Consider the following 24,915-nt stretch of genomic DNA (forward strand, 5'->3'; position numbering starts at 1 on the left):
GGGAAAGAACAGGCACAAAAATGAGCACCACCCTTTCTGCAAGCACACTCCTGGCGGTTCCGCTGGCGCCCCTGGTGGGCGCGGCGCTGGCCGGCATCCTGGGCACCACCTTTGGCGGCAACGTCATCGGGCGCCGCACCTCGCACACACTGACCATCCTGGGCGTGCTGATCGCCTTCGTCCTCTCGGCCATGACGCTCAAGAGCGTGGCCGTGGACGGCGCCCGATTCAATGAAACCCTCTACGAATGGATGGTGATCGGCGGCATGAAGATGGAAATCGGCTTCATGGTCGATGGCCTGACCGCCATGATGATGTGCGTGGTCACCTTCGTCTCGCTGATGGTGCACATCTACACCATCGGCTACATGGAAGAAGACGCCGGCTACAACCGCTTCTTCGCCTACATCTCGCTGTTCACGTTCTCCATGCTCATGCTGGTGATGAGCAACAACCTGCTGCAGCTGTTCTTCGGCTGGGAAGCGGTCGGCCTGGTGTCCTACCTGCTGATCGGGTTCTGGTTCAACAAGCCCACGGCGATCTTCGCCAACATGAAGGCCTTCCTGGTCAACCGCGTGGGCGACTTCGGCTTCATCCTGGGCATCGGCCTGATCGTGGCCTACACCGGCACGCTGAACTACACCGAGGTGTTCGCCAAGGCGCCCGAGCTCGGCACGCTGGGCTTCCCCGGCACCGACTGGCTGCTGATCACCGTGATCTGCATCTGCCTGTTCATCGGTGCCATGGGCAAGTCGGCCCAGTTCCCGTTGCACGTCTGGCTGCCCGACTCCATGGAAGGTCCGACCCCGATCTCCGCGCTGATCCACGCCGCCACCATGGTGACGGCCGGCATCTTCATGGTCGCGCGCATGTCGCCGCTGTTCGAGCTGTCGGACACTGCGCTCAACTTCATCATGGTGATCGGTGCCATCACGGCGCTGTTCATGGGCTTCCTGGGCATCATCCAGAACGACATCAAGCGCGTCGTCGCCTATTCCACGCTCTCGCAGCTGGGCTACATGACGGTGGCGCTCGGTGCCTCGGCCTACAGCGTCGCGGTGTTCCACCTCATGACCCACGCCTTCTTCAAGGCTCTGCTGTTCCTCGCGGCCGGTTCCGTGATCATCGGCATGCACCACAACCAGGACATCCGCTGGATGGGTGGCGTGCGCAAGTACATGCCCATCACCTGGATCACCTCGCTGCTGGGCACGCTGGCCCTGATCGGCACACCGCTGTTTGCCGGCTTCTACTCCAAGGACAGCATCATCGAAGCGGTGCATTTCAGCAACCTGCCGGCTTCGGGTTTCGCCTATTTCGCGGTGCTGGCGGGCGTCTTTGTCACGGCCTTCTACTCGTTCCGGCTCTACTTCCTGGTGTTCCACGGCAAGGAGCGCTACGACCAGAACCCGGACGCCCACCACGGCCATGACGATCACCACGACGACCATGGGAACGGCCACGACGACCACAAGCCCCACGAAACCCCCTGGGTGGTGACCGTGCCGCTGCTGCTGCTGGCGATCCCGTCCGTTGTGATCGGCTTCATGACGATCCAGCCGATGCTGTTTGGCGATTTCCTCAAAGACGCCATCACGATCAACGCCGGGGCCCATCCGGCCATGGCCCGTTTCGCCGAAATCTTCCACGGTCCGCTGGCCATGGCGATGCACGCCTTCTCGACCGCGCCGTTCTACCTGGCACTCGGTGGTGCCGTGACCGCCTGGTACATGTACATGGTCAACCCGGCGCTGCCGGCCGCCATTGGCCGCACGTTCAAGCCGATCGTGACCCTCCTGGAGAACAAGTACTACATGGACTGGTTCAACGAAAACGTGCTCGCCCGTGGGGCGCGCATGCTGGGTACCGGACTCTGGAAGGGTGGCGACCAGGGCGTCATCGAAACCGGCGTGGTCAACGCCAGCTGGAAGCTGGTGGGTGGCGTGTCTGCCGTGGTGCGCCGCATGCAGACCGGTTACCTGTACCACTATGCGCTGATGATGATCGTGGGCATCCTGCTGTTCATGACGTACTTCGTCTGGCTCGCGAAATAAGAGGAAGAACAAGATGGGTTTGCTGAGCCTTGCGATCTGGACGCCGATTCTTTTTGGCGTCGTGCTGCTGGCCTTGGGCCGGGACGAACACGCCAACGCGGTGCGCTGGATAGCGCTGCTGGGCGCGCTGGTGTCCCTCGCGATCACTGTGCCGCTCTACACCGGGTTCGAACTCGGCACGGCTGCGATGCAGTTCGTGGAACAGGGCGTCTGGATCGAACGATTCAACGTCAACTACCACCTCGGTGTGGACGGCATCTCGCTCTGGCTGGTGCTGCTGACCGCCTTCATCACCGTCGTGGTGGTGATTGCCAGCTGGGAATCGATCACCAGCCGTGTCAACCAGTACATGGGTGCCTTCCTGATCCTCTCGGGTCTGATGATTGGCGTTTTTTCCGCGCTGGACGCGATGCTGTTCTACGTCTTCTTCGAAGCCACGCTGATCCCGATGTACCTGATCATCGGTATCTGGGGCGGCCCGAACAAGATCTACGCCGCGTTCAAGTTCTTCCTCTACACGCTCCTGGGCTCGCTGCTCATGCTGGTGGCCCTGATCTACCTGTACACCCAGTCGGGTGGCAGTTTCGATCTGGCCACCTGGCACAAGCTGCCGCTGGGCGGCACGGCGCAGACGCTGCTGTTCTTCGCCTTCTTTGCCGCCTTCGCGGTGAAGGTGCCGATGTGGCCGGTGCACACCTGGTTGCCCGACGTGCACGTGGAAGCGCCCACCGGTGGCTCGGCCGTGCTGGCCGCCATCATGCTGAAACTGGGTGCCTACGGTTTCCTGCGCTTCTCGTTGCCGATCCTGCCCGACGCTTCGCACGAATGGGCCTGGCTCATGATCACGCTGTCCCTGGTGGCCGTGGTCTATGTCGGTCTGGTGGCCATGGTCCAGCAGGACATGAAGAAGCTGGTGGCCTATTCGTCGGTGGCCCACATGGGCTTCGTCACCCTCGGCTTCTTCCTCTTCAGCGACATGGGTGTGGCCGGCGGCATCGTGCAGATGATCGCCCACGGTTTTGTTTCGGCCGCCATGTTCCTGTCCATCGGTGTGCTCTACGACCGCGTGCACTCGCGTGAAATTTCCGCCTATGGCGGCGTGGTCAACACCATGCCCAACTTCGCCGCCTTCGCGCTGCTGTTCACCATGGCCAACTGCGGCCTGCCGGGCACCGCGGGTTTTGTGGGTGAGTGGATGGTGATCCTGGCCGCCGTCAAGGCCAACTTCTGGATCGGCGCTGCTGCCGCCACCGCCCTGATCTTCGGTGCCGCCTATTCGCTGTGGATGTTCAAGCGTGTCTACCTGGGCGCGCCGGGCAACCACCACGTCAAGGCGCTGACCGATATCGGTTCCCGTGAATTCCTCGTCATGGCCGTGCTGGGCATCGCCGTGCTTTACATGGGCGTGCACCCCAAGCCCTTCACCGACGTGATGGACGCTTCGGTGGCCGAACTGCTGCGCCACGTGGCCATCTCCAAGCTGAACTGAGTCAGCCAAAAAACAAGAGAGCGTTTACATGATTGACAACCTCAGCTGGGTCGCGGCCTACCCCGAAATGCTGTTGCTGGTGATGGCCTGCGTGATCGCGCTGGTGGATCTTGGCGTCAAGGCCCCGCTGCGCGGCCTCACCTATGTGCTGACCCTGCTGACCCTGGCGGGTGTGGCCCTGATGCAGGCGGTGTACGCCAGTTCGGGGGAAACCATCATGGCCTTTGGCGGCATGGTGGTGAGCGACCCCATGGGCAACTGGCTCAAGTGTTTTGCTGCCCTGGCGATGATGGTCACCCTGGTGTACGGGCGCGCCTATGCCGGTGCGCGCGACATGCTGCGCGGTGGCGAGATGTTCACCCTGGCGCTGTTCGCGCTGCTGGGCATGTTCGTCATGATCTCCGGCCACAACTTCCTGGTGATCTACCTCGGCCTGGAACTGCTCACGCTCTCCAGCTACGCGCTGGTGGCGCTGCGCCGCGATGATGCACAGGCCATCGAAGCCGCCATGAAGTACTTTGTGCTCGGCGCGCTGGCCAGCGGTTTCCTGCTTTACGGCATGTCCATGGTCTACGGGGCCACCGGTTCGCTCGACCTGGCCGAAGTGCTCAAGGCCATCGCCGGTGGAGAAGCCACGCTCAAGGGCTCGGCCCAGGTGCTGGTGCTGGGTCTGGTGTTCGTGGTGGCCGGTCTCGCGTTCAAGTTGGGCGTCGTGCCGTTCCACATGTGGGTGCCCGACGTGTACCACGGCGCTCCGACGGCCATCACGCTGATGATCGGTGGCGCGCCCAAGCTGGCGGCGTTTGCCATCGTGATCCGTCTGCTGGTCGAGGGCCTGCTGCCGCTGGCGGTGGACTGGCAACAGATGCTGGCGGTGTTGTCGGTGGTCTCGCTGCTGGTCGGCAACCTCGCCGCCATCGCACAGACCAACCTCAAGCGCATGCTGGCGTTTTCCACCATCTCGCAGATGGGCTTCATGCTGCTGGGTCTGCTCGCGGGTGTGGTGGCGGGTGACAGCGGCAACATGGCCAACGCCTACAGCTCGTCGATGTTCTACGTCATCACCTATGTGCTGACCACACTGGGCACCTTCGGTGTGATCCTGCTGCTCTCGCGCAATGGCTTCGAATCGGAAAACATCAGCGACCTGGCCGGCCTGAACCAGCGCAGCCCGCTGTACGCCGGTGTCATGGCGGTGTGCATGTTCTCATTGGCCGGCGTGCCGCCGCTGGTGGGCTTCTATGCCAAGCTCTCGGTGCTGCAGGCCTTGCTCGCCTCGTCCCATCCGCTCTACATCGGCCTGGCCGTGTTTGCGGTGATGATGTCGCTGGTGGGTGCCTTCTACTACCTGCGCCTGGTCAAGGTGATGTACTTTGACGCACCGACACAGACCGCTGACATCGAGGCCGGGGCAGACGCCCGTTCGGTGCTTTCTCTTAACGGCGCGCTGGTGCTGGTCCTGGGCATCGTGCCCGGTGGACTCATGACCCTGTGTGCCCAGGCCATTACCGCCTTGCTGGCCTGAACCGCCTGATGCGGGTGGCGGGTCGTTGAACCGGCCGCCCCCCATCGGGTCCAATTGCACCTTATGACCCATTCAATGTCTGTCTGGCTGGTTTTGCTGGCCGCCCTGGTGGGTGCCAACCTGCCGTTTCTCAACAACCGCTGGCTGGCTGTCATTCCGCGCAAACAGCCCAAGACCCTGGGGATGCGCGTCGGAGAGCTGGTGGTGTGTTACCTGCTGGTCGGGGCGCTGGGGCTGGCCCTTGAGCAGTCGGCCGGGCAGATCTACCCGCAGGGCTGGGAGTTCTACGCCACGACGGCGGCGCTGTTCCTCACGCTGGCCTTTCCAGGTTTTGTGTACCGCTATCTGTTCCACCGTCGAGGCTGACGGTGGCCCATCTGCCGGCTCAGATGCCCACCGCTGATGGCCATTTGCGCGAGACGCCGGTCTCGCGTACCGAGCTGCTCAAAGGACATTTCCTGCACGTGGTGCGCGACACCGTTCGGCTGCCCAGCGGCGGTGAGGCCACGCGGGAATATGTGTTGCACCCCGGGGCCGTCATGGTCATTGGTCTGCTCGACGATGGCCGGGTGGTGCTGGAGCGCCAGTTCCGGCATCCGATGCAGGCCGTGGTGATCGAATTCCCGGCGGGCAAGCTCGATGCGGGTGAGGGCAGCCTGACTTGCGCGCAACGCGAACTGCGCGAGGAAACCGGCTACAGCGCCCGTGAATGGGCCTTTGCCGGCCGGCTGGCGCCGACCATCGCCTATTCGGACGAGATCATCGACATCTGGTTTGCGCGCGGGCTCTCCCTGGGCGAGCGCCGTCTGGATGAAGGCGAGTTTCTGGATGTGTTCACGGCCACGCCCACCGAGTTGCGGGCCTGGTGCCACAGTGGCGAGGTGTTCGACTCCAAGACCCTGGTCGGCATGCTCTGGTTGCAGAACGTCCAGTGCGGTGAATGGGTGCTTGACTGGTCGGGTCGCGTGCCCGCGGGCATTGCCAGATAATCCACTGCATGAAGGTCCTCAACCTGCAATGCGCCCACCAGCACGAATTTGAAGGCTGGTTCGGTTCCGAAGACGACTTCACCAGCCAGCTCGGGCGTGGCCTGGTGAGCTGTCCGCTGTGCGGCGATACGCAGATCCAGAAAATGCTCTCGGCCCCGCGCCTGAACCTGCGCACGGGGCGCGAAGACAAGGCGCCCGCTGCACCGACAGAAGCCGGCGGCGGTGTGGAACTGGGCCTTCCGGCGTCTGGCTCTGCACCGCATGCCCAGCTGCTCAAGGCCATGCGCCAGGTGCTGGCCCATACCGAAGACGTGGGTGAGCGTTTTGCCGATCAGGCCCGGGCCATGCACCACGGCGAGATGGACCAGCGCAACATCCGCGGCCGCACCAGCCCCGAGGTGGCCCTGGAGTTGATCGAAGAAGGCATCGAGGTGATGCCACTCCCGTCGCTGCCCGCGCTCAAGGAAACCCTGCAGTAGTTGGCTCCCTGCGGCGTGCCTTGCAGGCCGCAGGCGGCGCGGAGGTGGGTCAAGGATAAAGTCCGCGCAGGTCGCGCGCGTGCAGGATGCGCTTGCAGGCGACGATGAAGGTCGCGGTGCGCAGGCTGACCTTGTTCTCTTCGGCCACCTGCCACACGGCGGCAAACGCACCTTTCATGATTTTCACCAGCCGCTCGTTGATTTCGTCCTCGCTCCAGAAGAAGCTGGAGAAGTCCTGCACCCACTCGAAGTAGCTTACCGTCACGCCGCCGGCGTTGGCGATCACGTCGGGCACCACCAGCACACCGCGGTCGTGCAGGATGTCATCGGCCTGCGGCGTGGTCGGACCGTTGGCGCCTTCGATGACCATCTTCGCCTGGATGCGACCGGCGTTGGCTTCGGTGATCTGTTGTTCCAGCGCGGCCGGAATCAGGATGTCACAGGGCACATCCCAGAAGGCGTCGTTGCTGATGATTTCGGCCTGAGGGAAGCCCGCCACCGAGCCCACGCGCGACACATGCGCCAGCAGCGAGGGCACGTCCAGGCCCGCTTCGCGGTAGATGGTGCCGCCGTGGTCCTGCACCGCCACCACCTTCGCGCCCGCTTCCGAAAACAGCTTGCCGGCCACGCCACCGACGTTGCCGAAACCCTGCACCGCCACGCGCGCGGTGCTGATGTCCATGCCCGTGTGTTTGGCCGCTTCAGCACCCACGGTGAACACGCCGCGGCCGGTCGCTTCGCGGCGGCCGAGTGATCCGCCGAGATCCACCGGCTTGCCGGTGACCACACCGGTGGCGGTGGAGCCTTCGTTCATCGAATACGTGTCCATCATCCAGGCCATCACCTGCTCGTTGGTGTTCACGTCGGGCGCGGGGATGTCCTTGGTCGGGCCGATGATGATGCCGATCTCGCTGGTGTAGCGGCGTGTGATGCGCTCCAGCTCACCGATCGACAGTTGGCGCGGATCGACGCGGATGCCGCCTTTGGCACCGCCGTAGGGCACGTTCACCGCGGCGTTCTTGATCGACATCCAGGCCGACAGCGCCATCACTTCGGACAGCGTCACGTTCTGGTGGAAGCGCACGCCGCCCTTGCCCGGCCCACGGCTGGTGTTGTGTTGCACGCGGTAGCCCTCGAAGTGGGCGATGGTGCCGTCGTCCAGGTGGATCGGCACGTCCACGATCAGCGAGCGCTTGGGCCGCTTGAGGGTGTCCACCCAGCGGGCCAGGTTGCCCAGGTAGGGTGCCACGCGGTCCACCTGCTGCAGGTAGATGCCCCAGGGGCCGAGGTTGGTGGGGTCGAGGTAGGAAGGCAGGGCGCTGGTGAAGGCGGCCGGGCTGTTGGCCGCGGCGCCTGTGGAATGCGGTGCTTGTGACATGCTGAAAGTCTCCTGTTGGTTGGCGTTGTCCTTTGTGGAGTCAACGGTTCGCCAGCTTACGGAGAGCACAAGCTCCTGTCCAACGCCAGGTTGGCTGGTGGTTATGCATTAAACGCATAACAGGCCTGATGGCATCGATTCGATCCCACGGGGTGCTCTGACGGTTACCGTCAGGCGTTGAATTGAAGCGCCGCCAAGCCCGCGTACACGCCGCCATGCGCCACCAGCTCCGTGTGAGTGCCTTGCTCCACCAGGCGCCCGTGGTCCAGCACCACGATGTGGTCGGCCTGCTGCACGGTGGCCAAGCGGTGGGCGATGACCAGCGTGGTGCGGTCTTTCATGGCCGATTCCAGCGCGGCCTGCACCATGCGCTCGCTCTGCGCGTCCAGCGCGCTGGTGGCTTCGTCCAGCAACAGGAGTGGCGGGTTTTTCAGCATGGCGCGCGCGATGGCGATGCGCTGGCGCTGTCCGCCGGAGAGGCGCACACCGCGTTCGCCCAGAAAGGTGTGGTAGCCCTCGGGCAGCTGGGTGATGAACTCGTCGGCAAAAGCGGCCTGGGCCGCAGCGCGCACCGCGTCATCGCTGGCGCCGGGCTTGCCGTAGCGGATGTTTTCCATGGCACTGGACGAGAAGATCACCGGGTCCTGCGGCACGATGCCGATGCGGCTGCGCAACTCGTGCAGGCTCAGCTGGTGGATCGGCACGCCGTCCAGTGCGATCGAGCCCGAAGCCGGGTCGTAGTAGCGCAGCAGCAGACCAAACACCGTGCTCTTGCCCGCACCGCTCGGCCCGACCAGCGCCACCGTCTGGCCGGGTTTCACCGTCAGGCTGAAACCGGAGAGAGCGGCTTGCGCGGGTCGGGAAGGGTAGTAGAAGGTGATGTCTTCAAACCGAAGCGCACTGCCACCCTGCGGGGTGACCGCGGCCACCGGAACGGCGGGCGACTGCACCGGTGACTCCAGCTTCAGCAACTCCATGAGTCGCTCGCTCGCGCCGGCGGCGCGCAGCAGGTCGCCGTAGACCTCGCCCAGCACCGCCACCGCACCGGCGAGGATGATGATGTATACGACCGTCTGCCCCAGGTGGCCGGCCGTGATCTCGCCGGCAATGACGGCCTGTGTGCCTTGGTACAGGCCCCACAGCAGCAGGGCCGCCGTGCTGATGATGATGAACGCCACCAGCCCGGCGCGCGCCCGGCTGCGCTTGACCGCGGTGCCAAAGGCCTGTTCGGTCGAGTCCGAGAAGCGTTGCGCCTCGCGGTCTTCGGCGGTGTAGCTCTGAACGATGGGGATCGCGTTCAGCACCTCGGCGGCGATCGCGCTGGAGTCGGCCACGCGGTCTTGGCTGGCGCGCGACAGTTTGCGCACGCGCCGGCCGAACCACATGCTCGGCAGCACCACCAGCACGATGATCAGCGACACCTGCAGCATCACATACGGGTTGGTCCAGACCAGCATCACCACCGCGCCCACGCCCATGAAGGCGTTGCGCAGGCCCATGGAGAGCGACGAGCCCACCACGGTCTGCACCAGCGTGGTGTCGGTCGTCAGGCGGCTCAGCACCTCGCCGGTCTGCGTGGTTTCAAAAAACTGCGGACTCTGGCGCAGCACGTGGCTGTACACCGCGTTGCGCAGGTCGGCGGTGATGCGTTCGCCCAGCCAGCTCACCAGGTAGAAGCGGGCCGCCGAAAACAAACCCAGCGCCACCGCCACGCCAAAGAGTTGCAGGAAATGGCCGCGCAGCGCCACCGCCTGCGCACCGCGGTCGCCCAACACCAGACCACCATCAATGAGGTGGCGCAGTGCCACCGGGAACAGCAGCGTCGCCGCTGCGGCCCCGATCAGGAACAGGACCGCCAGCCCGATCTGCAACCGGTACGGCCGCATGAACGGCCGCAGGCCGCCGAGCGCGGTGGGGGTGGTGGATCTGGGGCGTTCGGTGGGGGAGGGTGCACTCATGGCGATGAGTGTGCCGGGTTTTCAACGGGGGCGTTGGTGCATCGGCATGCGTCTGCCGCATGGCCGGAGAGCGGTGTTCAGTGCAGGGGGGACTGCTGACTCACGACGCGCGAGTGCACCTGCTCCAGGTCGGAGATCAGCACGTCCACCTGCGCCATGAAGGCTGCTCGGCTGGCAGGCGGGCTCTGGGTGATCAGTTCGGTGGATCGTTCGGCCAGCGCCTGCTCCCCGGCCTGACGGGCCCAGCGCCGCACTTCACAATAGGCCAGCAAAGCCAGGCGGCTCAGGTCGCCACTGCGGCGAGCGTGTTGCAGGTCGCCAAGCAGATCCTCAAGACTGTGCTGGATGGGCGCGGTGGAAGCGTTCATGTTGCACTGCAGCATATCCCTGTTTGTGCAAGCTTGCTGGTCCATTCGTCGGTTGATGGGTATTCAGCACCCGCGGCCGGGCCTGCGGGGCCGTTGGCGGACAATCAAGGTCCCTCGCGCCCAATTCCGCAATTTCCTGCGCCCCTGGGTGTCCCGTGGTGGCGAGACGGCACCGGACATCAAGGTCGAGCGGGTCGAAAGCAACGGTGACCACAAGCTCACAGCGGCAACACGGTTATGCCAGCCGCAGCCTCTGGCTGGATCAGCCGGTGGACCAGGCCAAGTCCCAGGCCAGGCACGAAAACGGTGTGCTCGAACTGACCTTGCCCAAGAAGGCCACCTCCACCACCAAGCGCCTCACCGTTTCTTCAGAACCGGGGCTGGAAGCGGGTGCGACCAACCGCCGACCCGTACTCGGGATGCCTGAACTTCGGGTGTCGGCAACCTGGCGACGGGTGGGCTGATCAAAGTGCGCAGTGCGTCTGCATCGGGCGTTTCCTGCTGCAGCAGCGCACGGGCGCAACGTTCCAGCACCTCACGCCGGTCCTGCAGCAGGTGGGTGGCCTGTTCAAAGGCCTGCATCACGGTGTTTCGCACCGCTTCATCGATGCGCTGCCGGGTCTCGGGTCCTGGCTGCCAGCCGTTCTGCGCCCGGCCGGGAACGTCCAGAAACGCCGGGCGCTGGGGTTCGCGGGCCACGTGGCCCAGCGTCTCGACCATGCCGCAGCGCATGGCCATGTCGTTCGCGATCTGAACCGGCTCTGCGCTGCGCCACGACGGACCTTCATCACATCCACGGCTGTCAGGGTCTCCGCGGCGGCGCCGCGGCATTTGAGCGCCTTCCTGTAAGGTTCTGTTCCTCCCCCCGACTCATCCCTACCCAACCCGAGGACATCGAGATGAAGAAGGAACGCAGAACCTTGCTGAAGCAACTGGGCGCCGTGCTGGCCGCGGTCGGCTTGCCGGCCGCAACCCCGCACGCCGCCGAACCCCCATTTCCGTTGAAGAAAACCGCCCCCGAGTGGAAGGCGATCGTGTCGCCAGCGGCCTACGACGTGCTGTTCAAACACGGCACCGAACGCGCCGGCAGCAGCCCGCTCAACGCCGAGAAGCGTCCGGGTCGTTATGTCTGCGCCGCCTGCAACCTGCCGTTGTTCGACGCCGCCCACAAGTACGAGAGCGGCACCGGCTGGCCGAGCTTCTGGCAACCGCTGCCCGGCGCGCTCGGCACCTCCACCGACTTCAAGCTCATCTACCCGCGCACCGAATACCACTGCAGCCGCTGCGGCGGACACCAGGGCCATGTCTTCAACGACGGCCCCAAGCCCACCGGCAAACGTTATTGCAACAACGGCGTGGCGCTGGCTTTTGTGCCCCAGGGCGCCGCGCTGCCGGCGCTGCGCAGCTGAACCTTCCGGAGAACCCCATCATGAACAAAACTATCCGTGCGCTGGCCCTCGCTGTCGGTCTGGGCGCCCTGGCCGCGACGGCCCAGGCGGCCACCGCCACGGCGGTCTTCGCCGGCGGCTGCTTCTGGTGCATCGAGGCGGACTTCGAGAAGCTCGCCGGCGTGACCGGGGTGGAGTCGGGCTACACCGCGGGGAAGACCGCCAACCCGACCTACGAGCAGGTGAGCAATGGTCACACGGGCCACACCGAGGCGGTGCGCGTCATCTACGACCCGGCGAAGGTGAGCTACGCCGAGCTGGTCGAGTATTTCTGGCGTCACATCGACCCCACCGTGAAAGACCGCCAGTTCTGCGACATCGGCAGCCAGTACCGCAGCGGCATCTACTGGGGCAACCCGGCCGAGCGCCAGGTGGTGGAAGCCAGCCGTGACGCCCTGCTCAAGAGCGGCCGGTTCAAGGCCATCCACACCGAGCTCGCGCCCGCCAGCACCTTCTACCTGGCCGAGGACTACCACCAGGACTATTACAAGAAGAACACGGTGCGCTACAACTACTACCGCTACAGCTGCGGTCGCGATGCGCGCGTGAAATCGCTCTGGCAGTAGCCCCGTCTGGGGGCCTCCCGAACGCCCGGAATGGCCCGGACCCGGTGGTAGCATTCCTGCTACTTTTCACTACAAGGGGCGGGGAATGAGGGATTCGGACAATTTCGCCGAAACGGTGATGATGGACGCCCAGCCACCGGCGCCGCCGCACCGGCCGCAGACGCTGGACATCCGTTTCACCGGCTCGGGCAGCGAATACTTCCGGATCTGGATCGTCAACCTGCTGCTGACCCTCGTCACGCTCACGCTCTACCTGCCCTTCGCCCGCGCGCGGCGCATGGCCTATTTCCAGAACAACACGCTCGTCGGTGGCGACCCGCTGGGTTTCCATGCCGATCCCTGGAAGATGTTCCGCGGCTACCTGCTGGTGCTCGTGCTCGGCCTGGGCTACTGGGCGGTGTCGAACTTCATGCCGGCGTTTTCCTGGGTTGCGCTGGTGGTGTTCATGGGGCTGTGGCCGCTGCTGTGGCGGTCTTCACTGCAGTTCCGCCTGCGAAACACCAGCTGGCGCGGTGTGCGCCTGAGTTTCGTGGGCGACATCCCATCGGCCTACCTGAGCATGCTGCCGATGTTCCTGCCCGCGCTGGCCTTTGTCGTGCTCCTGCCCGAACCCGTCGAGGGCGAGGCGGTCGCAGAAGAGAGCGCGCGCTACGCCGCTGCCGTGGTGGGGGCCGTGGTGCTGGTGTTTGTGTTGTTGCTGCCCTGGCTCTGGGCACGCATCAAGCGCTACCAGCACGGGGGCTACACCTTCGCCCAGGAGCGGACCGAGCTCACCGTCGGCGTGGGCCGGTTCTACGGCCTGTTCTTCAAGATCCTGGGCGTGGCGCTGGTGGTGATGCTGGTGGTGGGCAGCGTCATGGGTGCGGCCTTCGGGGTGATGATGCTCATGGGCATGACCAACTGGGCCGAGCTGGGCAGAGGGGGCGGGGCGGTCGCCGGCCTGCTGGCCGCGGTGGTTTTTGGCGTCATCGTGTTGATGGCCTATGTGCTGATGCCGCTGACCGTGGGCTCGTACACGACCTCGCGCCTGCAAAACCTGCTCTGGTCCCACACCCGCAGCCCGAAGATCCAGTTCCGGAGCGACCTGCGCCTGGGCCCGCTGTTTCGCGTCGGCCTGGTCAACTGGCTGCTGATCGCGCTCACCCTCGGCCTCTACTGGCCGTTTGCCAAGGTGCGCCTGGCGCGCGTCAAGCTCGAAGCGATGGCGCTGGTGGTGCAGGGTGATGTGGACGAATGGGTGGCCGATGCGCAGCCGGCGGGCAGGGGTGTGCTGGGCGATGCGGCGGGCGACTTCTTCGGCGTCGACATGGGGCTGTGATGGAGGCGGGCGCATCCGGGGTGATCCGGACCCAGTGGTTTGACGGGCGCAGCCCGCGTGGGCGCTCGGTGACCCTGCGGGTGCAGGGCGACGAGCTGCTGCTGCGCACGCACGATGGCCTCGTCGAACACCACTACCCGCTGAGCGGCGTGCGCTGGCCCGAGCGCCGCAGCCACGGCCAGCGCCAGACCGGGCTGCCCGATGGTGGCCTGATCCAGCACGCCAGCGCCGCCGAGTGGGATGCCTGGTTCCAGGCCAGCGGTCTGCGCGAGGGCGCCGTGGTGGGCTGGATGCAGAGCTGGCGCGCCACCTTCGCCGCCATGGCCGGCACGGTGGTGTTTCTCGCCGCGGCCTGGGTCTGGGGCGTGCCCTGGCTCAGCACCACGCTGGCCCGGCTGGTGCCGCAGTCGCTGGAGAACCAGATCGGCGAGCAGAGCCTGGCGCAGCTCGACCGCCTGTTCCTCGAACCCAGCCAACTGCCGGCCGCGCGGCAGGAAGCGCTGCGCCAGCGCTTTGCCCGGGTGGTTGAAACCGCCCATCCCGAGGGCGATGCACCGGCCTGGCAACTCGCCTTTCACCAGAGCGGGGTCCTGGGCGCCAACGCCTTTGCCCTGCCCGGTGGCAGCATCGTCCTGACCGACGAGCTGGTGGAATTGCTGGACGACCAGCCCGATGCGCTCGTGGGCGTGCTCGCGCACGAGCTGGGCCACGTGCAGCACCGCCACGGGCTGGACCTGATGGTGCGCGCCAGCCTGGTCAGCGCACTGGTGGGTGTGGTGCTGGGCGACGCCAGCGGCTTCCTCGCCACCGTGCCCGCCACCCTGGCCACGCAGTCGTATTCGCGCGATGCCGAGCGCGAAGCCGACGCCCACGCGGCACAGATGCTGCACGCGAGCGGCATTCATCCGGCGGTGATGGCGATCTTCTTCGAGCGCATGCTGATGGAGGCCAATGGCCCGGACAAGGTTTCGGGTCAGCCGGTGGATGCGCGCGATGACGAGACCGGAGCGGGCGTGTCGCTGCCCATCGCCATCTCCAGCCATCCGGACCATGTCGAGCGCATCCGCTTCTTCCGCGAATGGCAGGCGCCCGGCCCGCGTTGAGATTTTTCCCCCGGGCCGCAGCGCCTGTTGCGGTGACCGCACAGCGGGTGTGTGTCGTCGGGCGTATGCTGAGCTCAACTTGTTTTCTGCACCCCATGGACGCCTTGACCCAGCCCTCTGCCGAACCCGTTTTCACCGCCCGTGGCCTGACCAAGGTCTACGGCGAAGGCGACACGGCCGTCCATGCCTTGCGCGGTGTGGACCTGAACATCGTGCGTGGTGAGTTCGTGGTGCTGCTGGGCGCCTCGGGCAGCGGCAAGTCCACCTTGCTCAACATCCTGGGCGGGCTGGACACGGCCACCGCCGGCTCGGCGCGCTGGACGCACGCGGGCGAAACGCACGAACTCATCGGCGCGGGCGACGCCGAACTCACGCGCTACCGGCGCGAACACGTGGGCTTCGTGTTCCAGTTCTACAACCTGATCCCCAGCCTGACCGCGCGCGAAAACGTGGCGCTGGTGACCGACCTGGCCGAAGACCCCATGAAGCCCGAGGACGCACTCGCGCTGGTGGGCCTGGGCGGGCGCCTGGACCACTTCGTGTCGCAGCTCTCGGGTGGTGAGCAGCAGCGCGTGGCGATTGCGCGCGCCATCGCCAAGAATCCCGAGGTGCTGCTGTGCGATGAGCCGACCGGCGCGCTCGATTGCGCCACCGGCGTGATGGTGCTGCAGGCGATCGAACACGTGAACCGCGAACTCGGCACCACCACCGTCGTCATCACGCACAACGCGCCGATCGCCGAGATGGCCGACCGCGTGCTGCGCCTGGCCGACGGTCGCATCGTCGAGACCCGCGTCAACCCGCACAAGGTGCCGGCGTCCACGCTGAGCTGGTGAACAGCGCATGAAGGCGATCCACATCAAGCTCTGGCGCGACCTGAAGCGCCTGCGCGCGCAGGTGGCCACCATCGCCATGGTGGTGGCCATCGGTGTGGCCGGGTTTGTGGGCATGTTCTCGGTGCATCAGTCGCTCCAGGGTTCGCGAGATGACTTCTACCGCGACAACCGGCTGGCCGATGTGTTTGCCAACGTGAAGCGCGCGCCGGTGCATCTGCGCGAGCGCCTCGCCGCGCTGCCCGGTGTCGCCGAGGTCAAGCTCGACGTGCTGTTCGACGCGCAGATCGACCTGCCGGGCGTGCTGCCGCCGGTCACCGGGCGCTTCATCGGCCTGGACCTGGCGCGCGCCCACGCCGGCCGCCAGGGCATCAACACCCTCACGCTCAAGCGCGGGCGCTGGCCCGAGCGCGAGGGCGCGCTGGAAGCGCTGGTGAGCGACCGCTTTGCCGCCGCGCGCGGGCTGAACCCTGGCGACACGGTGCACGCGATCCTGAACGGCAAGCGCGAGCGCGTGCACCTGGTGGGCACCGCCGCGTCGCCCGAGTACGTGTTCGCCTCGCAGGGCGGCGCGCCCGACGACCAGTCCTTCGGTATCTGGTGGATCGACGGCGCACGCATGACCCAGGCCTTCGACATGCAGGGCGCGTTCAACCAGGTGTCGCTGCGGCTCGACGCGGGCCAGGCCACGGCGCCGGTGCTGGTGCAGGTGGACCGCTTGCTGGAGCCCTACGGCGCTTTCGGCGCGGTCGGGCGCGACAAGCAGCTCTCGGCCAAGATCGTGGGCGATGAGCTGGACCAGCTCCAGGTCATGGGCACGGTGCTGCCCGCCATCTTCCTGGCGGTGGCGATGTTCATCCTCAACGTGGTGCTGAGCCGCCAGGTGGCCACGCAGCGCAGCCAGATCGCGGCGCTCAAGGCGCTGGGCTACAGCGACGGCGCCATCGCGTGGCACTACATCCAGCTCGCGCTGGCCATCGCCGGACTCGGCGTGGCGGTGGGGCTGGGCCTGAGCCAGCTCATTGGCCGCGGCATGCTCGGGCTGTACGACGAGGTGTTCCGCTTCAACGGACTCACCTACGAGACCAGTGCCTGGCTGGTGGTGGTGTCGGCGCTGCTCGCCGCGGCCGCTGCGGCGGCGGGCACCTGGAACGCGATCCGCGCCGTGGTGCGGCTCAAGCCCGCGCAGGCCATGCAGCCGCCCGCGCCGCCGGCCTACCAGCCCACGCTGGTGGAGCGGCTGGGGCTGCGCCGTTTTGTCAGCACCGGCGCGATGATGGTGATCCGCAATTTCGAACGCCGCCCGATGCGCGCGGCCTTCACCGTGACCGGGATCGCACTCGCGGTGGCGTTGCAGATTTCCGGTGCCTTCTGGATCGACGCGATCGCGCACATCGTCGACGTGCAGTTCCGCCAGGTGCAGCAGGGCGATGTGCTGGTCAACTTCCACCGCCCGGTGCCCGTGAGCGTGGTGCAGGACCTCAAGCGCCTGCCCGGCGTGATCGACGCCGAGCCCTACCGCACCGAGCCGGTCCGCGTGCGCCTGCGCGGGCGCAGCGAAGACACGGCGCTCACCGGCTACCGCAGCGACGCGCAGCTGATGCGCGTGGTGGATGAAACGCGCGGCGCGGTGGCCATGCCGGCGCACGGCGTGGTGCTGTCCTCGCTGCTGGCGCGCGCGCTCGATGCACGCGTGGGCGACCGCATCGAGCTGGAGTTCCGGCTCTGGAACCAGCAGCGGGTCGAGGTGCCGGTGGTGGACATCGTGCACACCATGTTCGGCCAGCTGCTTTACATGAACCTGGACGCGATGAACGCGCTGGCGCGCGACGGCAACGGCGTGGCCGACGCGGCGCTGCAGGTCGATCCGATGGCGATGGACGCGTTCTGGGGCGCGGTGAAGGCCGCGCCGGTGATCAGCTCGGTGTTCGACAAGGCCGGCACCATGGCCGCCTTCAACAAGACCACCTCGCGCAACATGGGCGTGTTCAGCGGCATCCTCACGCTGTTTGCGGTCGCCATGGCCGTGGGCATCATCTACAACGCGGCGCGCATCGCGCTCTCCGAGCGCGCCTGGGAGCTCGCCAGCCTGCGCGTGCTGGGCATGACGCGGGCCGAGGTCTCGGTGCTGCTGCTGGCCGAGCTCGGCGCCGAGCTGCTGGTGGCCCTGCCCATCGGGGCGCTCACCGGCTGGGGGCTGGCCTCGCTGATGATGCGGCTGATGGCGTCGGACAGCATCGATTTCCCGGTGGTGATCGAGCCGTCCACCTACGCTTCGGCCGCGCTGATCGTGCTGGCGGCGGGCATTGTCAGCGCGCTGCTGGTGCGCCGGCAGATCGACCGGCTGGACCTGGTTTCTGTCTTGAAGGTACGCGAATGAATCAACAAAAAAGCCCCTGGAAAACACCCCGGCGCTGGGCCATCGTCGGGCTGGCGCTGCTGGCCGCGGCCGCGATGGTCTATGCGGTCTACCGGCCCCGGCCGATCACCGTGGAGGTGGCCACGGTGACCACCGGCAGCTTCGAACAGGTGATCGAGGAGGACGGCCAGTTGCGCCTGAAAAACCGCTACGTGATCACTGCGCCCACCCTGGCCCAGTTGCAGCGGCCCACGCTCAAGGTGGGCGATCCGGTGCGCGCGGGCGACGTGGTGGCCCGGCTCGCGCCCACAGCGCCCCAGTTGATCGACGCACGCACGCGCACCGTGCTGCAGCAGCGCGTGGGCAGTGCTGACGCGGCCCGCCGCGCGGCCGCGGCGCAGGTGCAGCGGGCGCAGACCGCGCTGGCGCAGGCCTCGCTGGAAGCGGGCCGGGCCGAACAGCTGGCCCAGCAGGGCTTCATCGCCCCCTCGGCCCGCGACCAGGCCGATCTGGCCCGGCGTTCGGCGCAGCAGGCCCTGGCCGCGGCCCAGGCCGAGCAGGCCATGGCCAGCTTCGCGGTGGCCGAAGCCCGCGCCGCGCTCAGCCAGGCCGATCCCGCCGCGGGCGAACGGTCCACCGGCCTGTGGGAGATCAGGAGCCCGGTGAACGGCCAGGTGCTCAAGCTGCACCTGGACAGCGCAGCCCCCGTCACCGCAGGCCTGCCGTTGCTGGAGATCGGCGACATTGCGTCCATGGAAGCGGTGATCGATGTGCTTTCGGGCGAGGTGCGGCAGGTGTTGCCCGGTGCGCCGGTGCAACTCTCCACCGGCAGCGGCGCACCCCCGCTGCCCGGCACGGTCACGCGGGTCGAGCCGGTGGCCTTCACCAAGGTCTCGGCGCTCGGCATCGAAGAGCAGCGCGTGAACGTGGTCGTGGGGCTGGCGGCGCTGCCCACGGACGCCGCGCGCCTGGGCGACGGTTTCCGCGTGGACGCGCGCATCACCGTGTCGTCGCAGGCCGATGCCGTGCTCGTGCCCAGCGCGGCGCTGGTGCGCGATGGCGAGCATTGGCGCGTGTACGTTGTCGACGCCGGCAAAGCGCGCGCGCGGGCGGTGGTGTTCAACGACCGCAACGCCGACATGGCCTGGATCAAGGACGGTCTGCGCGAGGGCGAGACCGTGCTGCTCTACCCGGGCAGCATCGTCACCGACGGACAGCCGGTGAAGGAGCGGTAACCCCCGCAGCCCCCAAGGGGCGGCACTGGCCGTCCGGCAACCCGGCCCGGCGGTGCCCTGGGCTGGGTCCGTTCGCGCATCGGCAGGTGGCCAGCGGACGTCCGTTCAGCTCACCAGCACCAAGGGTGCGGCAGCGCACAGACGTGCCGCGGGCCCGGCTTTACCGTGTCGTCAATGGCACTGGACATGAACCCGGTCTGCCATGCGGTGCAGCCTCCGGTTGCGCAGCCCGTTCAACCTCTGCACAGAAAGTACCCCATGATCACCAAACAACGCTTCTCCGTTCTTCTTCTGGCTGCTGCGGCCTTCACCACCATGGTGGGTTGCGCTGCGACCGGCAAACAAGAGAGCACCGGCCAGTACGTCGACGACACCGTCATCACCACCCGCGTGAAGGCCGCCATCTTCAAGGAAGAAACCCTGAAGTCGGCTGAGATCAACGTCGAGACCTTCAAGGGCGCCGTCCAGCTCAGCGGCTTTGTGAATTCCCAGGCCGATATCAACCGCGCCGTTCAGGTCACGCAGAGCGTGCCCGGCGTCAAGTCGATCAAGAACGACATGCGCATGAAGAAATGACCGAAAGGTTTGAGGTCACCCCATGAACACACACATTCCTTTTGAGTCCCGCTGGCTGACGCTGGCCGCTTCGCTGACCCTGGTCGCGGGCCTGAGTGCCTGCGCCGGCATGTCGCGCCAGGATCAGAACACCGCCATCGGAGCGGGCGTCGGTGCCGTGGGCGGCGCCGTGCTCACCGACGGCAGCGCGCTGGGCACCCTGGGTGGCGCTGCCATCGGCGGTGTCATCGGCAACCAGATCGAAACCGACGACGACCGCTATCGCCGTGACCGCCGCTACCGCAGATGAATGGCCTGTTGCCCTTCACTTCAACCCACCGAAAGAAATCCATGAGCAATCCCATCAGCACTTTGGGCGATGACGCCTCTTCCCTGGCCAGCTCGGTCGCCAACTCCACCGAGCACGCCATACGGAACACCCAGCGCGCGGCCCAGCAGGGCATCAACCAGCTCGCCAGCAACCTGGACGGCGCGCGCAGCCAGACCAGCAACGCGCTCCATCATCTGGTGAGCGACACCGAAGCGCTGGCGCACCGCGGCATGGACGCCGTGCGCGACGGCGCCGGCCAGCTGCGCGAAAAATCGCTGCATGTGAAAGACGCCACCGCCAGCTTCATCCAGCATGAGCCGGTCAAGTCGATGCTGATGGCCGCTGCCGTGGGCGCAGCGCTCATGGGCCTGGTGGCCCTGTTCAGCCGCCATCACAGCGGTCACAACGGTCGTTGAACCCGGAGCGCTTGTCATGATCCACCCCGTGTTCCGCCTGGCGGCTTCCCAGCCCCTGTTGCTCGCGGAGCACGCGGCGGCTTATGCGAGCCTGCTCGGTGAAGAGCTGGTGATCGGCAGCGCGCGCCTGAAGCGGCGCCTGGCGTTCCAGCTGGCGGGCGCTGCCTGCCTGGTGGTGGCCACCATCCTGCTGGGCGTGGCCCTGCTCCTGTGGGCTTCGCTGCCCTCGGCCGGCTGGCGTTTCCCCTGGCTGTTTGTGCTCACGCCGGTGTTGCCGGCGGTGTTCGGCCTGTGGGCGCTGTGGCAGGCGCAGGACCGTGAGGCTGTCGAACCGTTTGCCAGCCTCCGCCTTCAACTGGCCGAGGACGCTGCCCTGTTGCGCAACCCGGGCACCCCATGAACGACACCCCTGCACCTTTGCCACCAGCCTCCCCACCCACAGCGGCCGGGCACGCGCACACCAGCTCGGCCAGCGCCCGGCTGGAAAGCAACCGCCAGCGCTTGTCCGGCTGGCTGGAACAGGATCGTCGTGCCCATGCTTCGTATGGCTGGGTGGCGGCCGCGGCGCTGCCCGTGCTCAAAAGCCTGGGCACGCACCCCGTGGCTTCGCTGGCGCTCGGCGCGCTGGCCCAGGGCTGGATGCGGGATTCACCCGCCACGCTCCCCGGCCCGCCGCTGAAAACCCAGGCGCTGGGCGCGGCACTGGCCGTGGTGCGCCGCCATCCCAAGACCAGCCTGGCCGTCGTGGCCCTCGCTGGCGCTGCCCTGCTGTGGAGCGGTTGGCGCCGCAGCAGCCCTCCCTGATACCAACCCCCACCCAAGGAACCACCATGCTTTACACCATCGCCGTCGTCCTGCTCATCCTCTGGTTGCTGGGGCTCGTCACCGCCACCACGATGGGCGGTTTCATCCATATCCTGCTGGTGGTCGCCATCGTCATGGTGCTGCTGCGCGTGATCAGCGGACGCAGTCCGCTCTGAATCGGCACCCCCCGTTGTGCTGGCTGTGTGGGCCAGCGCACAGACGCACCCCGGGGGGGGGGGGCTAGTGTCCGTCCATGTCGCCACGGGCGGCACCCACCCGAGATCCTGATGTCCGAGAAAAATCCCCGCCATGACGCCCCTGAACTGCCGGGCAAGCCGGGTGAACCGACCGAATCCAGCCGGCGCAGCGCCCTGCTCAAGGCCGGTGCGCTGCAGAACGCCATCCTGAACAGCGCCAACTTCTCGATCATTGCGACCGACGAAAAAGGCATCATCCAGCTCTTCAACGTGGGTGCCGAGCGCATGCTGGGCTACCGCGCCGACGAGGTGGTCAACCGCGTGCGCCCGAGCGACATGCACGACCCGCACGAGGTGCATGCGCGCGCCACGGCCTTAAGCCTGGAGCTCGACACACCGATTGCACCGGGCTTCGAAGCCCTGGCCTTCAAGGCCTCGCGCGGCATCGAAGACATCTACGAGCTCACCTACATCTGCAAGGACGGCAGCTGGTTCCCGGCCATCGTGTCGATCACCGCGCTGCGCGACGACTACGGCGACATCATCGGCTACCTGCTGATCGGCACCGACAACTCGGTGCGCAAGCGGGTGGAGCAGCAGCTCAACGAGGCCGTGGACGCGGCCGAAAAAGCCAACCTGGCCAAGACCGATTTCATCTCCAGCATGAGCCACGAGCTGCGCACGCCGCTCAACGCCATCCTGGGCTTTGCGCAGCTGGTCGAATCGGGTACGCCTGCGCCCACGCCGACGCAGCAGCGCAGCATCGGGCAGATCCTGAAAGCCGGCTGGTACCTGCTGGAGCTGATCAACGAGATCCTGGACCTCGCGCTGATCGAGTCGGGCAAGCTCTCGCTCTCGGGGGAGCCGGTCTCGCTCACCGAGGTGCTCGCCGAGTGCCGCGCCATGGTCGAGCCGCAGGCGCAGCAGCGTGGCATCGGCATGGTGTTTGCGCAGCTGGAGTCGCCGCGTTACGTGAAGGCCGACCGCACCCGGCTCAAGCAGGTGCTGATCAACCTGCTGTTCAACGCCATCAAATACAACCAGAGTGGGGGCCATGTGACGGTGGTCTGCACGCTGAGCCCGCCCGATGCGGTCCGCATCAGCGTGCGCGACACCGGTCCTGGCCTGGTACCCGCCCAGCTGGCCCAGCTGTTCCAGCCCTTCAACCGGCTGGGTCAGGAGTCCGGCACCGAAGAGGGCACCGGCATCGGTCTGGTGGTGACGCAGCGGCTGGTGCACCTGATGGGTGGCCAGATCGGTGTCGACAGCACGCCCGGCGTGGGCAGCGTGTTCTGGGTCGAGATGGCGCTGACCGCTGCGCCGCAGCAGGCCGAGCTGGACGCACTGCCCATTGGCCCATCGCATCCCGAAGCGGCGCCAGGGACGCCACAACACACCGTGCTGTACGTGGAAGACAACCCGGCCAACCTGGAGCTGGTCGAGCAGATCATCGAGCGCCGCGAGGGCATGCGCCTGCTGGGCGCGGCCGATGCCAGCCTGGGCATCGAGTTCGCCCGCGTGTACCAGCCCGAGGTGATCCTGATGGACATCAACCTGCCCGGTATCAGCGGCATCGAAGCGCTGAAGATCCTGCGCGCCGACCCGGACACCGCCCACATCCCCGTCATCGCGCTGAGCGCCAACGCCGTGCCGCGCGACATCCAGAAAGGGCTGGACGCGGGTTTCTTCAACTACCTCACCAAACCCATCAAGGTCGCCCAGCTCATGGACGCGCTCGACGCGGCCCTGCAGGTCGCTGAAACCACCAGCGGTCCCGCCGCGCACCAGGAGCCCGCATGAACCTCACCCAGCAAGAACGGCTCAATGCCCGCATCCTGATCGTGGACGACCAGCCGGCCAACGTGGCCCTGCTGGAAGCCATGCTGCAAGATGCCGGCTACACCCGGGTGTCCAGCACCACGGAGCCCGACAAGGTCTGCGCGATGCACCGCAGGGCGCCGTTCGATCTCATCCTGCTCGACCTGCAGATGCCGGGCATGGACGGCTTCCAGGTCATGGAAGGCCTCAAGGCCAGCACCGCCGACGACGACTACCTGCCGGTGCTGGTGATCACCGCCCAGCCAGGCCACAAACTGCGCGCGCTGCAGGCGGGCGCGAAGGACTTTGTCAGCAAACCGTTTGACCTGGTCGAGGTCAAGGCGCGCATCCACAACCTGATCGAGGTGCGCCTGCTGCACCGGCAACTGGAGCGCCACAACCACTTCCTGGAACAGCTGGTGCAGGAGCGCACCGCTGAGCTGCGCGAGAGCGAGGCGCGCTACCGTGCCCTGACCGAACTGGCCACCGACTGGTACTGGGAGCAGGACGGCGAGGGCCGTTTCACCAAAGTCTCGGGCCCGGTGCTGGAGATGCTGGGTCTGCAGGTGGATGCCCTGAACGCCGAGAGCAGCGGGGACCTCATCGACAGTGGATGGAACCCGGTTGAACGCGAGGCGCTGCGAGCCCGCATCGCGGCGCGCAGCCCGTTCCTCGACATGGTGCTGAGCCGTGTGATGCCCGGCGGTGTGACCCGCCAGTACCGCGTGAGCGGCACGCCGATGTTCGATGCCAGCTGCACGCTGATCGGCTACCGCGGGTTTGGCGTTGAGGTTCTGGGGTCTTCGCTGCGCTGAGGGATGCCCTTGGGGCAACTCCTCGCGGCTGCGGCAGGCGCTGCCCGGTGGGGGCTCATCCGGGGTGGTCGGCGCGTTGCAACGACTCCGGTCGAAAATCCAGGTTCTCAGGATGACGGAGCGCCCCAACCCAGGGCACCGCCGGGCCGGCTTTGCCGGACGGCCAGTGCCGCCCCCTGGGGGGTAGCGCGAAGCGCTGCGGGGGGGGAAACCTCTATTCGCGCGGCTCGCCGTCGCGGTTCACAGTGATACTGCGGCCGGGAGGCGAGAGCATCTGGGCGCGGTGCGTGTTGCCGCGGAAGCGGTAGGTCACGTCATAGTAGGCGGGCTCGCTGCTGACATTGTTGTTGGTGCAGCGTTGCACGTCCTGCGTGCTCACCTGGTTGCCGTAGCGGTCGCGGCCCACCTGGGACCCGATCGCCGCACCGGCCACCACACCACCCGCCGTGGCGATGTCGCGACCACTGCCGCCACCGATCTGGTGACCGATCACGCCGCCGATGACGGCGCCCACGAGCGCACCACCGACATTCGGTGCCTGGCGCTGCTGCACCTGTTCGCGTTCGATCCAGCAACGCTGCTGGGACTGGCCCATCACGGCGCGGACCGACAGCACCTCGGCCTCAAACAGGGGCTCGTTCTGGCGGCGGCGGAAGTCGCGTCGTTCCTCGCGGCGCTCTTCACGGGTCATCTCGCGCTGGCTCGGGTAGGGCTGAACCTGCACCGGGGCCTGGGTCATCGGCTGCTGTTCGTAAACCGGGTAGGGCACGGCGCAGCCGGCCAGGCCCAGTGTGGCGACGGCGGCCAGCGAAAAGGCTGTCTGCCGGAGGGAGAAACGGTGTGAAGGGTGTGTCATGGGGAGTCCTTTGTGTGAAGG

The 24,915-nt window shown here is 66.7% G+C and carries 26 protein-coding genes; 21 read left to right on the forward strand and 5 right to left on the reverse strand.

All coding sequences use genetic code 11. The annotated features are described in order from the left end of the window. Positions 1–20 precede the first annotated feature (20 nt). The 6 genes from nuoL to AC0GNO_RS05380 all read left to right on the forward strand — a co-directional run bounded on the left by nuoL (position 21) and on the right by AC0GNO_RS05380 (position 6,536). The gene (gene nuoL, locus AC0GNO_RS05355; protein WP_472903218.1) at positions 21–2,054 is read left to right on the forward strand and encodes an NADH-quinone oxidoreductase subunit L; all 2,034 of its coding nucleotides are present in this window, start codon (positions 21–23) and stop codon (positions 2,052–2,054) included. A gap of 13 nt (positions 2,055–2,067) precedes the next feature. Beyond that, positions 2,068–3,543 carry an NADH-quinone oxidoreductase subunit M gene (locus AC0GNO_RS05360; protein WP_472903219.1) on the forward strand — a complete coding sequence of 492 codons (1,476 nt, stop codon included), beginning with the start codon at positions 2,068–2,070 and terminating at the stop codon, positions 3,541–3,543. Positions 3,544–3,571: 28 nt separating this feature from the next. Further along, a complete protein-coding gene (gene nuoN / locus AC0GNO_RS05365; RefSeq protein WP_472903220.1) occupies positions 3,572–5,068 on the forward strand; it encodes an NADH-quinone oxidoreductase subunit NuoN in 1,497 nt (498 codons plus the stop codon). A gap of 63 nt (positions 5,069–5,131) precedes the next feature. Then, positions 5,132–5,434, forward strand: a complete 303-nt coding sequence (locus tag AC0GNO_RS05370) for a DUF2818 family protein (protein WP_472889603.1) — start codon at positions 5,132–5,134, stop codon at positions 5,432–5,434. 23 nt (positions 5,435–5,457) lie between these two features. Next, positions 5,458–6,057 carry an NUDIX domain-containing protein gene (locus tag AC0GNO_RS05375; protein ID WP_472903221.1) on the forward strand — a complete coding sequence of 200 codons (600 nt, stop codon included), beginning with the start codon at positions 5,458–5,460 and terminating at the stop codon, positions 6,055–6,057. A gap of 8 nt (positions 6,058–6,065) precedes the next feature. Further along, positions 6,066–6,536 (forward strand): DUF1178 family protein, encoded by a 471-nt coding sequence (locus AC0GNO_RS05380; protein WP_472903222.1) that lies wholly within the window; start codon positions 6,066–6,068, stop codon positions 6,534–6,536. A gap of 49 nt (positions 6,537–6,585) precedes the next feature. Here the strand turns inward: AC0GNO_RS05380 and AC0GNO_RS05385 are convergent, their stop codons facing one another. The 4 genes from AC0GNO_RS05385 to AC0GNO_RS05400 all read right to left on the reverse strand — a co-directional run bounded on the left by AC0GNO_RS05385 (position 6,586) and on the right by AC0GNO_RS05400 (position 11,071). Beyond that, a complete protein-coding gene (locus tag AC0GNO_RS05385; protein WP_472889606.1) occupies positions 6,586–7,914 on the reverse strand; it encodes a Glu/Leu/Phe/Val family dehydrogenase in 1,329 nt (442 codons plus the stop codon). A 170-nt stretch (positions 7,915–8,084) separates the two neighbouring features. After that, entirely contained in the window at positions 8,085–9,872 is a 1,788-nt protein-coding gene (locus tag AC0GNO_RS05390; RefSeq protein WP_472903223.1) for an ABC transporter transmembrane domain-containing protein, read from the reverse strand. Positions 9,873–9,949: 77 nt separating this feature from the next. Further along, positions 9,950–10,240: a hypothetical protein gene (locus AC0GNO_RS05395; RefSeq protein WP_472903224.1), complete on the reverse strand. Its 291-nt coding sequence runs from the start codon at positions 10,238–10,240 to the stop codon at positions 9,950–9,952. 357 nt (positions 10,241–10,597) lie between these two features. Beyond that, positions 10,598–11,071: a hypothetical protein gene (locus AC0GNO_RS05400; protein WP_472903225.1), complete on the reverse strand. Its 474-nt coding sequence runs from the start codon at positions 11,069–11,071 to the stop codon at positions 10,598–10,600. 68 nt (positions 11,072–11,139) lie between these two features. On the opposite strand from AC0GNO_RS05400, the gene msrB reads away from it, so the two are divergent. The 15 genes from msrB to AC0GNO_RS05475 all read left to right on the forward strand — a co-directional run bounded on the left by msrB (position 11,140) and on the right by AC0GNO_RS05475 (position 24,038). Beyond that, complete coding sequence (gene msrB / locus AC0GNO_RS05405) at positions 11,140–11,649, forward strand: peptide-methionine (R)-S-oxide reductase MsrB (protein WP_472903226.1); 510 nt, start codon at positions 11,140–11,142, stop codon at positions 11,647–11,649. A gap of 20 nt (positions 11,650–11,669) precedes the next feature. Then, entirely contained in the window at positions 11,670–12,254 is a 585-nt protein-coding gene (msrA, locus tag AC0GNO_RS05410) for a peptide-methionine (S)-S-oxide reductase MsrA (protein WP_472903227.1), read from the forward strand. An 85-nt stretch (positions 12,255–12,339) separates the two neighbouring features. Further along, a complete protein-coding gene (locus AC0GNO_RS05415; RefSeq protein ID WP_472903228.1) occupies positions 12,340–13,572 on the forward strand; it encodes a YjgN family protein in 1,233 nt (410 codons plus the stop codon). A gap of 20 nt (positions 13,573–13,592) precedes the next feature. Beyond that, positions 13,593–14,675: a M48 family metallopeptidase gene (locus AC0GNO_RS05420; protein ID WP_472903229.1), complete on the forward strand. Its 1,083-nt coding sequence runs from the start codon at positions 13,593–13,595 to the stop codon at positions 14,673–14,675. 95 nt (positions 14,676–14,770) lie between these two features. Beyond that, positions 14,771–15,511 (forward strand): ABC transporter ATP-binding protein, encoded by a 741-nt coding sequence (locus AC0GNO_RS05425; protein WP_472889624.1) that lies wholly within the window; start codon positions 14,771–14,773, stop codon positions 15,509–15,511. A gap of 7 nt (positions 15,512–15,518) precedes the next feature. Beyond that, the gene (locus AC0GNO_RS05430; protein WP_472903230.1) at positions 15,519–17,888 is read left to right on the forward strand and encodes an ABC transporter permease; all 2,370 of its coding nucleotides are present in this window, start codon (positions 15,519–15,521) and stop codon (positions 17,886–17,888) included. Further along, complete coding sequence (locus tag AC0GNO_RS05435) at positions 17,885–19,102, forward strand: efflux RND transporter periplasmic adaptor subunit (protein WP_472903231.1); 1,218 nt, start codon at positions 17,885–17,887, stop codon at positions 19,100–19,102. The genes AC0GNO_RS05430 and AC0GNO_RS05435 overlap by 4 nt, the downstream gene beginning before the upstream one ends. Before the next feature lie 258 nt (positions 19,103–19,360). Next, a complete protein-coding gene (locus AC0GNO_RS05440; protein ID WP_472903232.1) occupies positions 19,361–19,678 on the forward strand; it encodes a BON domain-containing protein in 318 nt (105 codons plus the stop codon). Positions 19,679–19,700: 22 nt separating this feature from the next. After that, on the forward strand, positions 19,701–19,967 hold the full coding sequence (locus AC0GNO_RS05445) for a glycine zipper 2TM domain-containing protein (RefSeq protein WP_472889628.1): 267 nt from the start codon (positions 19,701–19,703) through the stop codon (positions 19,965–19,967). Positions 19,968–20,008: 41 nt separating this feature from the next. Further along, positions 20,009–20,404, forward strand: a complete 396-nt coding sequence (locus AC0GNO_RS05450) for a hypothetical protein (protein WP_472903233.1) — start codon at positions 20,009–20,011, stop codon at positions 20,402–20,404. Between the two features lie 16 nt (positions 20,405–20,420). After that, complete coding sequence (locus tag AC0GNO_RS05455; protein ID WP_472903234.1) at positions 20,421–20,804, forward strand: hypothetical protein; 384 nt, start codon at positions 20,421–20,423, stop codon at positions 20,802–20,804. Beyond that, on the forward strand, positions 20,801–21,208 hold the full coding sequence (locus tag AC0GNO_RS05460; RefSeq protein WP_472903235.1) for a hypothetical protein: 408 nt from the start codon (positions 20,801–20,803) through the stop codon (positions 21,206–21,208). The genes AC0GNO_RS05455 and AC0GNO_RS05460 overlap by 4 nt, the downstream gene beginning before the upstream one ends. 26 nt (positions 21,209–21,234) lie before the next feature. Continuing rightward, positions 21,235–21,384, forward strand: a complete 150-nt coding sequence (locus tag AC0GNO_RS05465; protein WP_226492336.1) for a lmo0937 family membrane protein — start codon at positions 21,235–21,237, stop codon at positions 21,382–21,384. Positions 21,385–21,495: 111 nt separating this feature from the next. Beyond that, positions 21,496–23,205 (forward strand): hybrid sensor histidine kinase/response regulator, encoded by a 1,710-nt coding sequence (locus tag AC0GNO_RS05470; RefSeq protein WP_472903236.1) that lies wholly within the window; start codon positions 21,496–21,498, stop codon positions 23,203–23,205. Next, a complete protein-coding gene (locus AC0GNO_RS05475) occupies positions 23,202–24,038 on the forward strand; it encodes a response regulator (protein ID WP_472903237.1) in 837 nt (278 codons plus the stop codon). The genes AC0GNO_RS05470 and AC0GNO_RS05475 overlap by 4 nt, the downstream gene beginning before the upstream one ends. 214 nt (positions 24,039–24,252) lie before the next feature. On the opposite strand, the gene AC0GNO_RS05480 is transcribed toward AC0GNO_RS05475, so the two are convergent. Then, on the reverse strand, positions 24,253–24,894 hold the full coding sequence (locus AC0GNO_RS05480; RefSeq protein WP_472903238.1) for a glycine zipper 2TM domain-containing protein: 642 nt from the start codon (positions 24,892–24,894) through the stop codon (positions 24,253–24,255). Between the last annotated feature and the right edge of the window lie 21 nt (positions 24,895–24,915).

The organism is Hydrogenophaga sp. L310, from assembly GCF_055703065.1.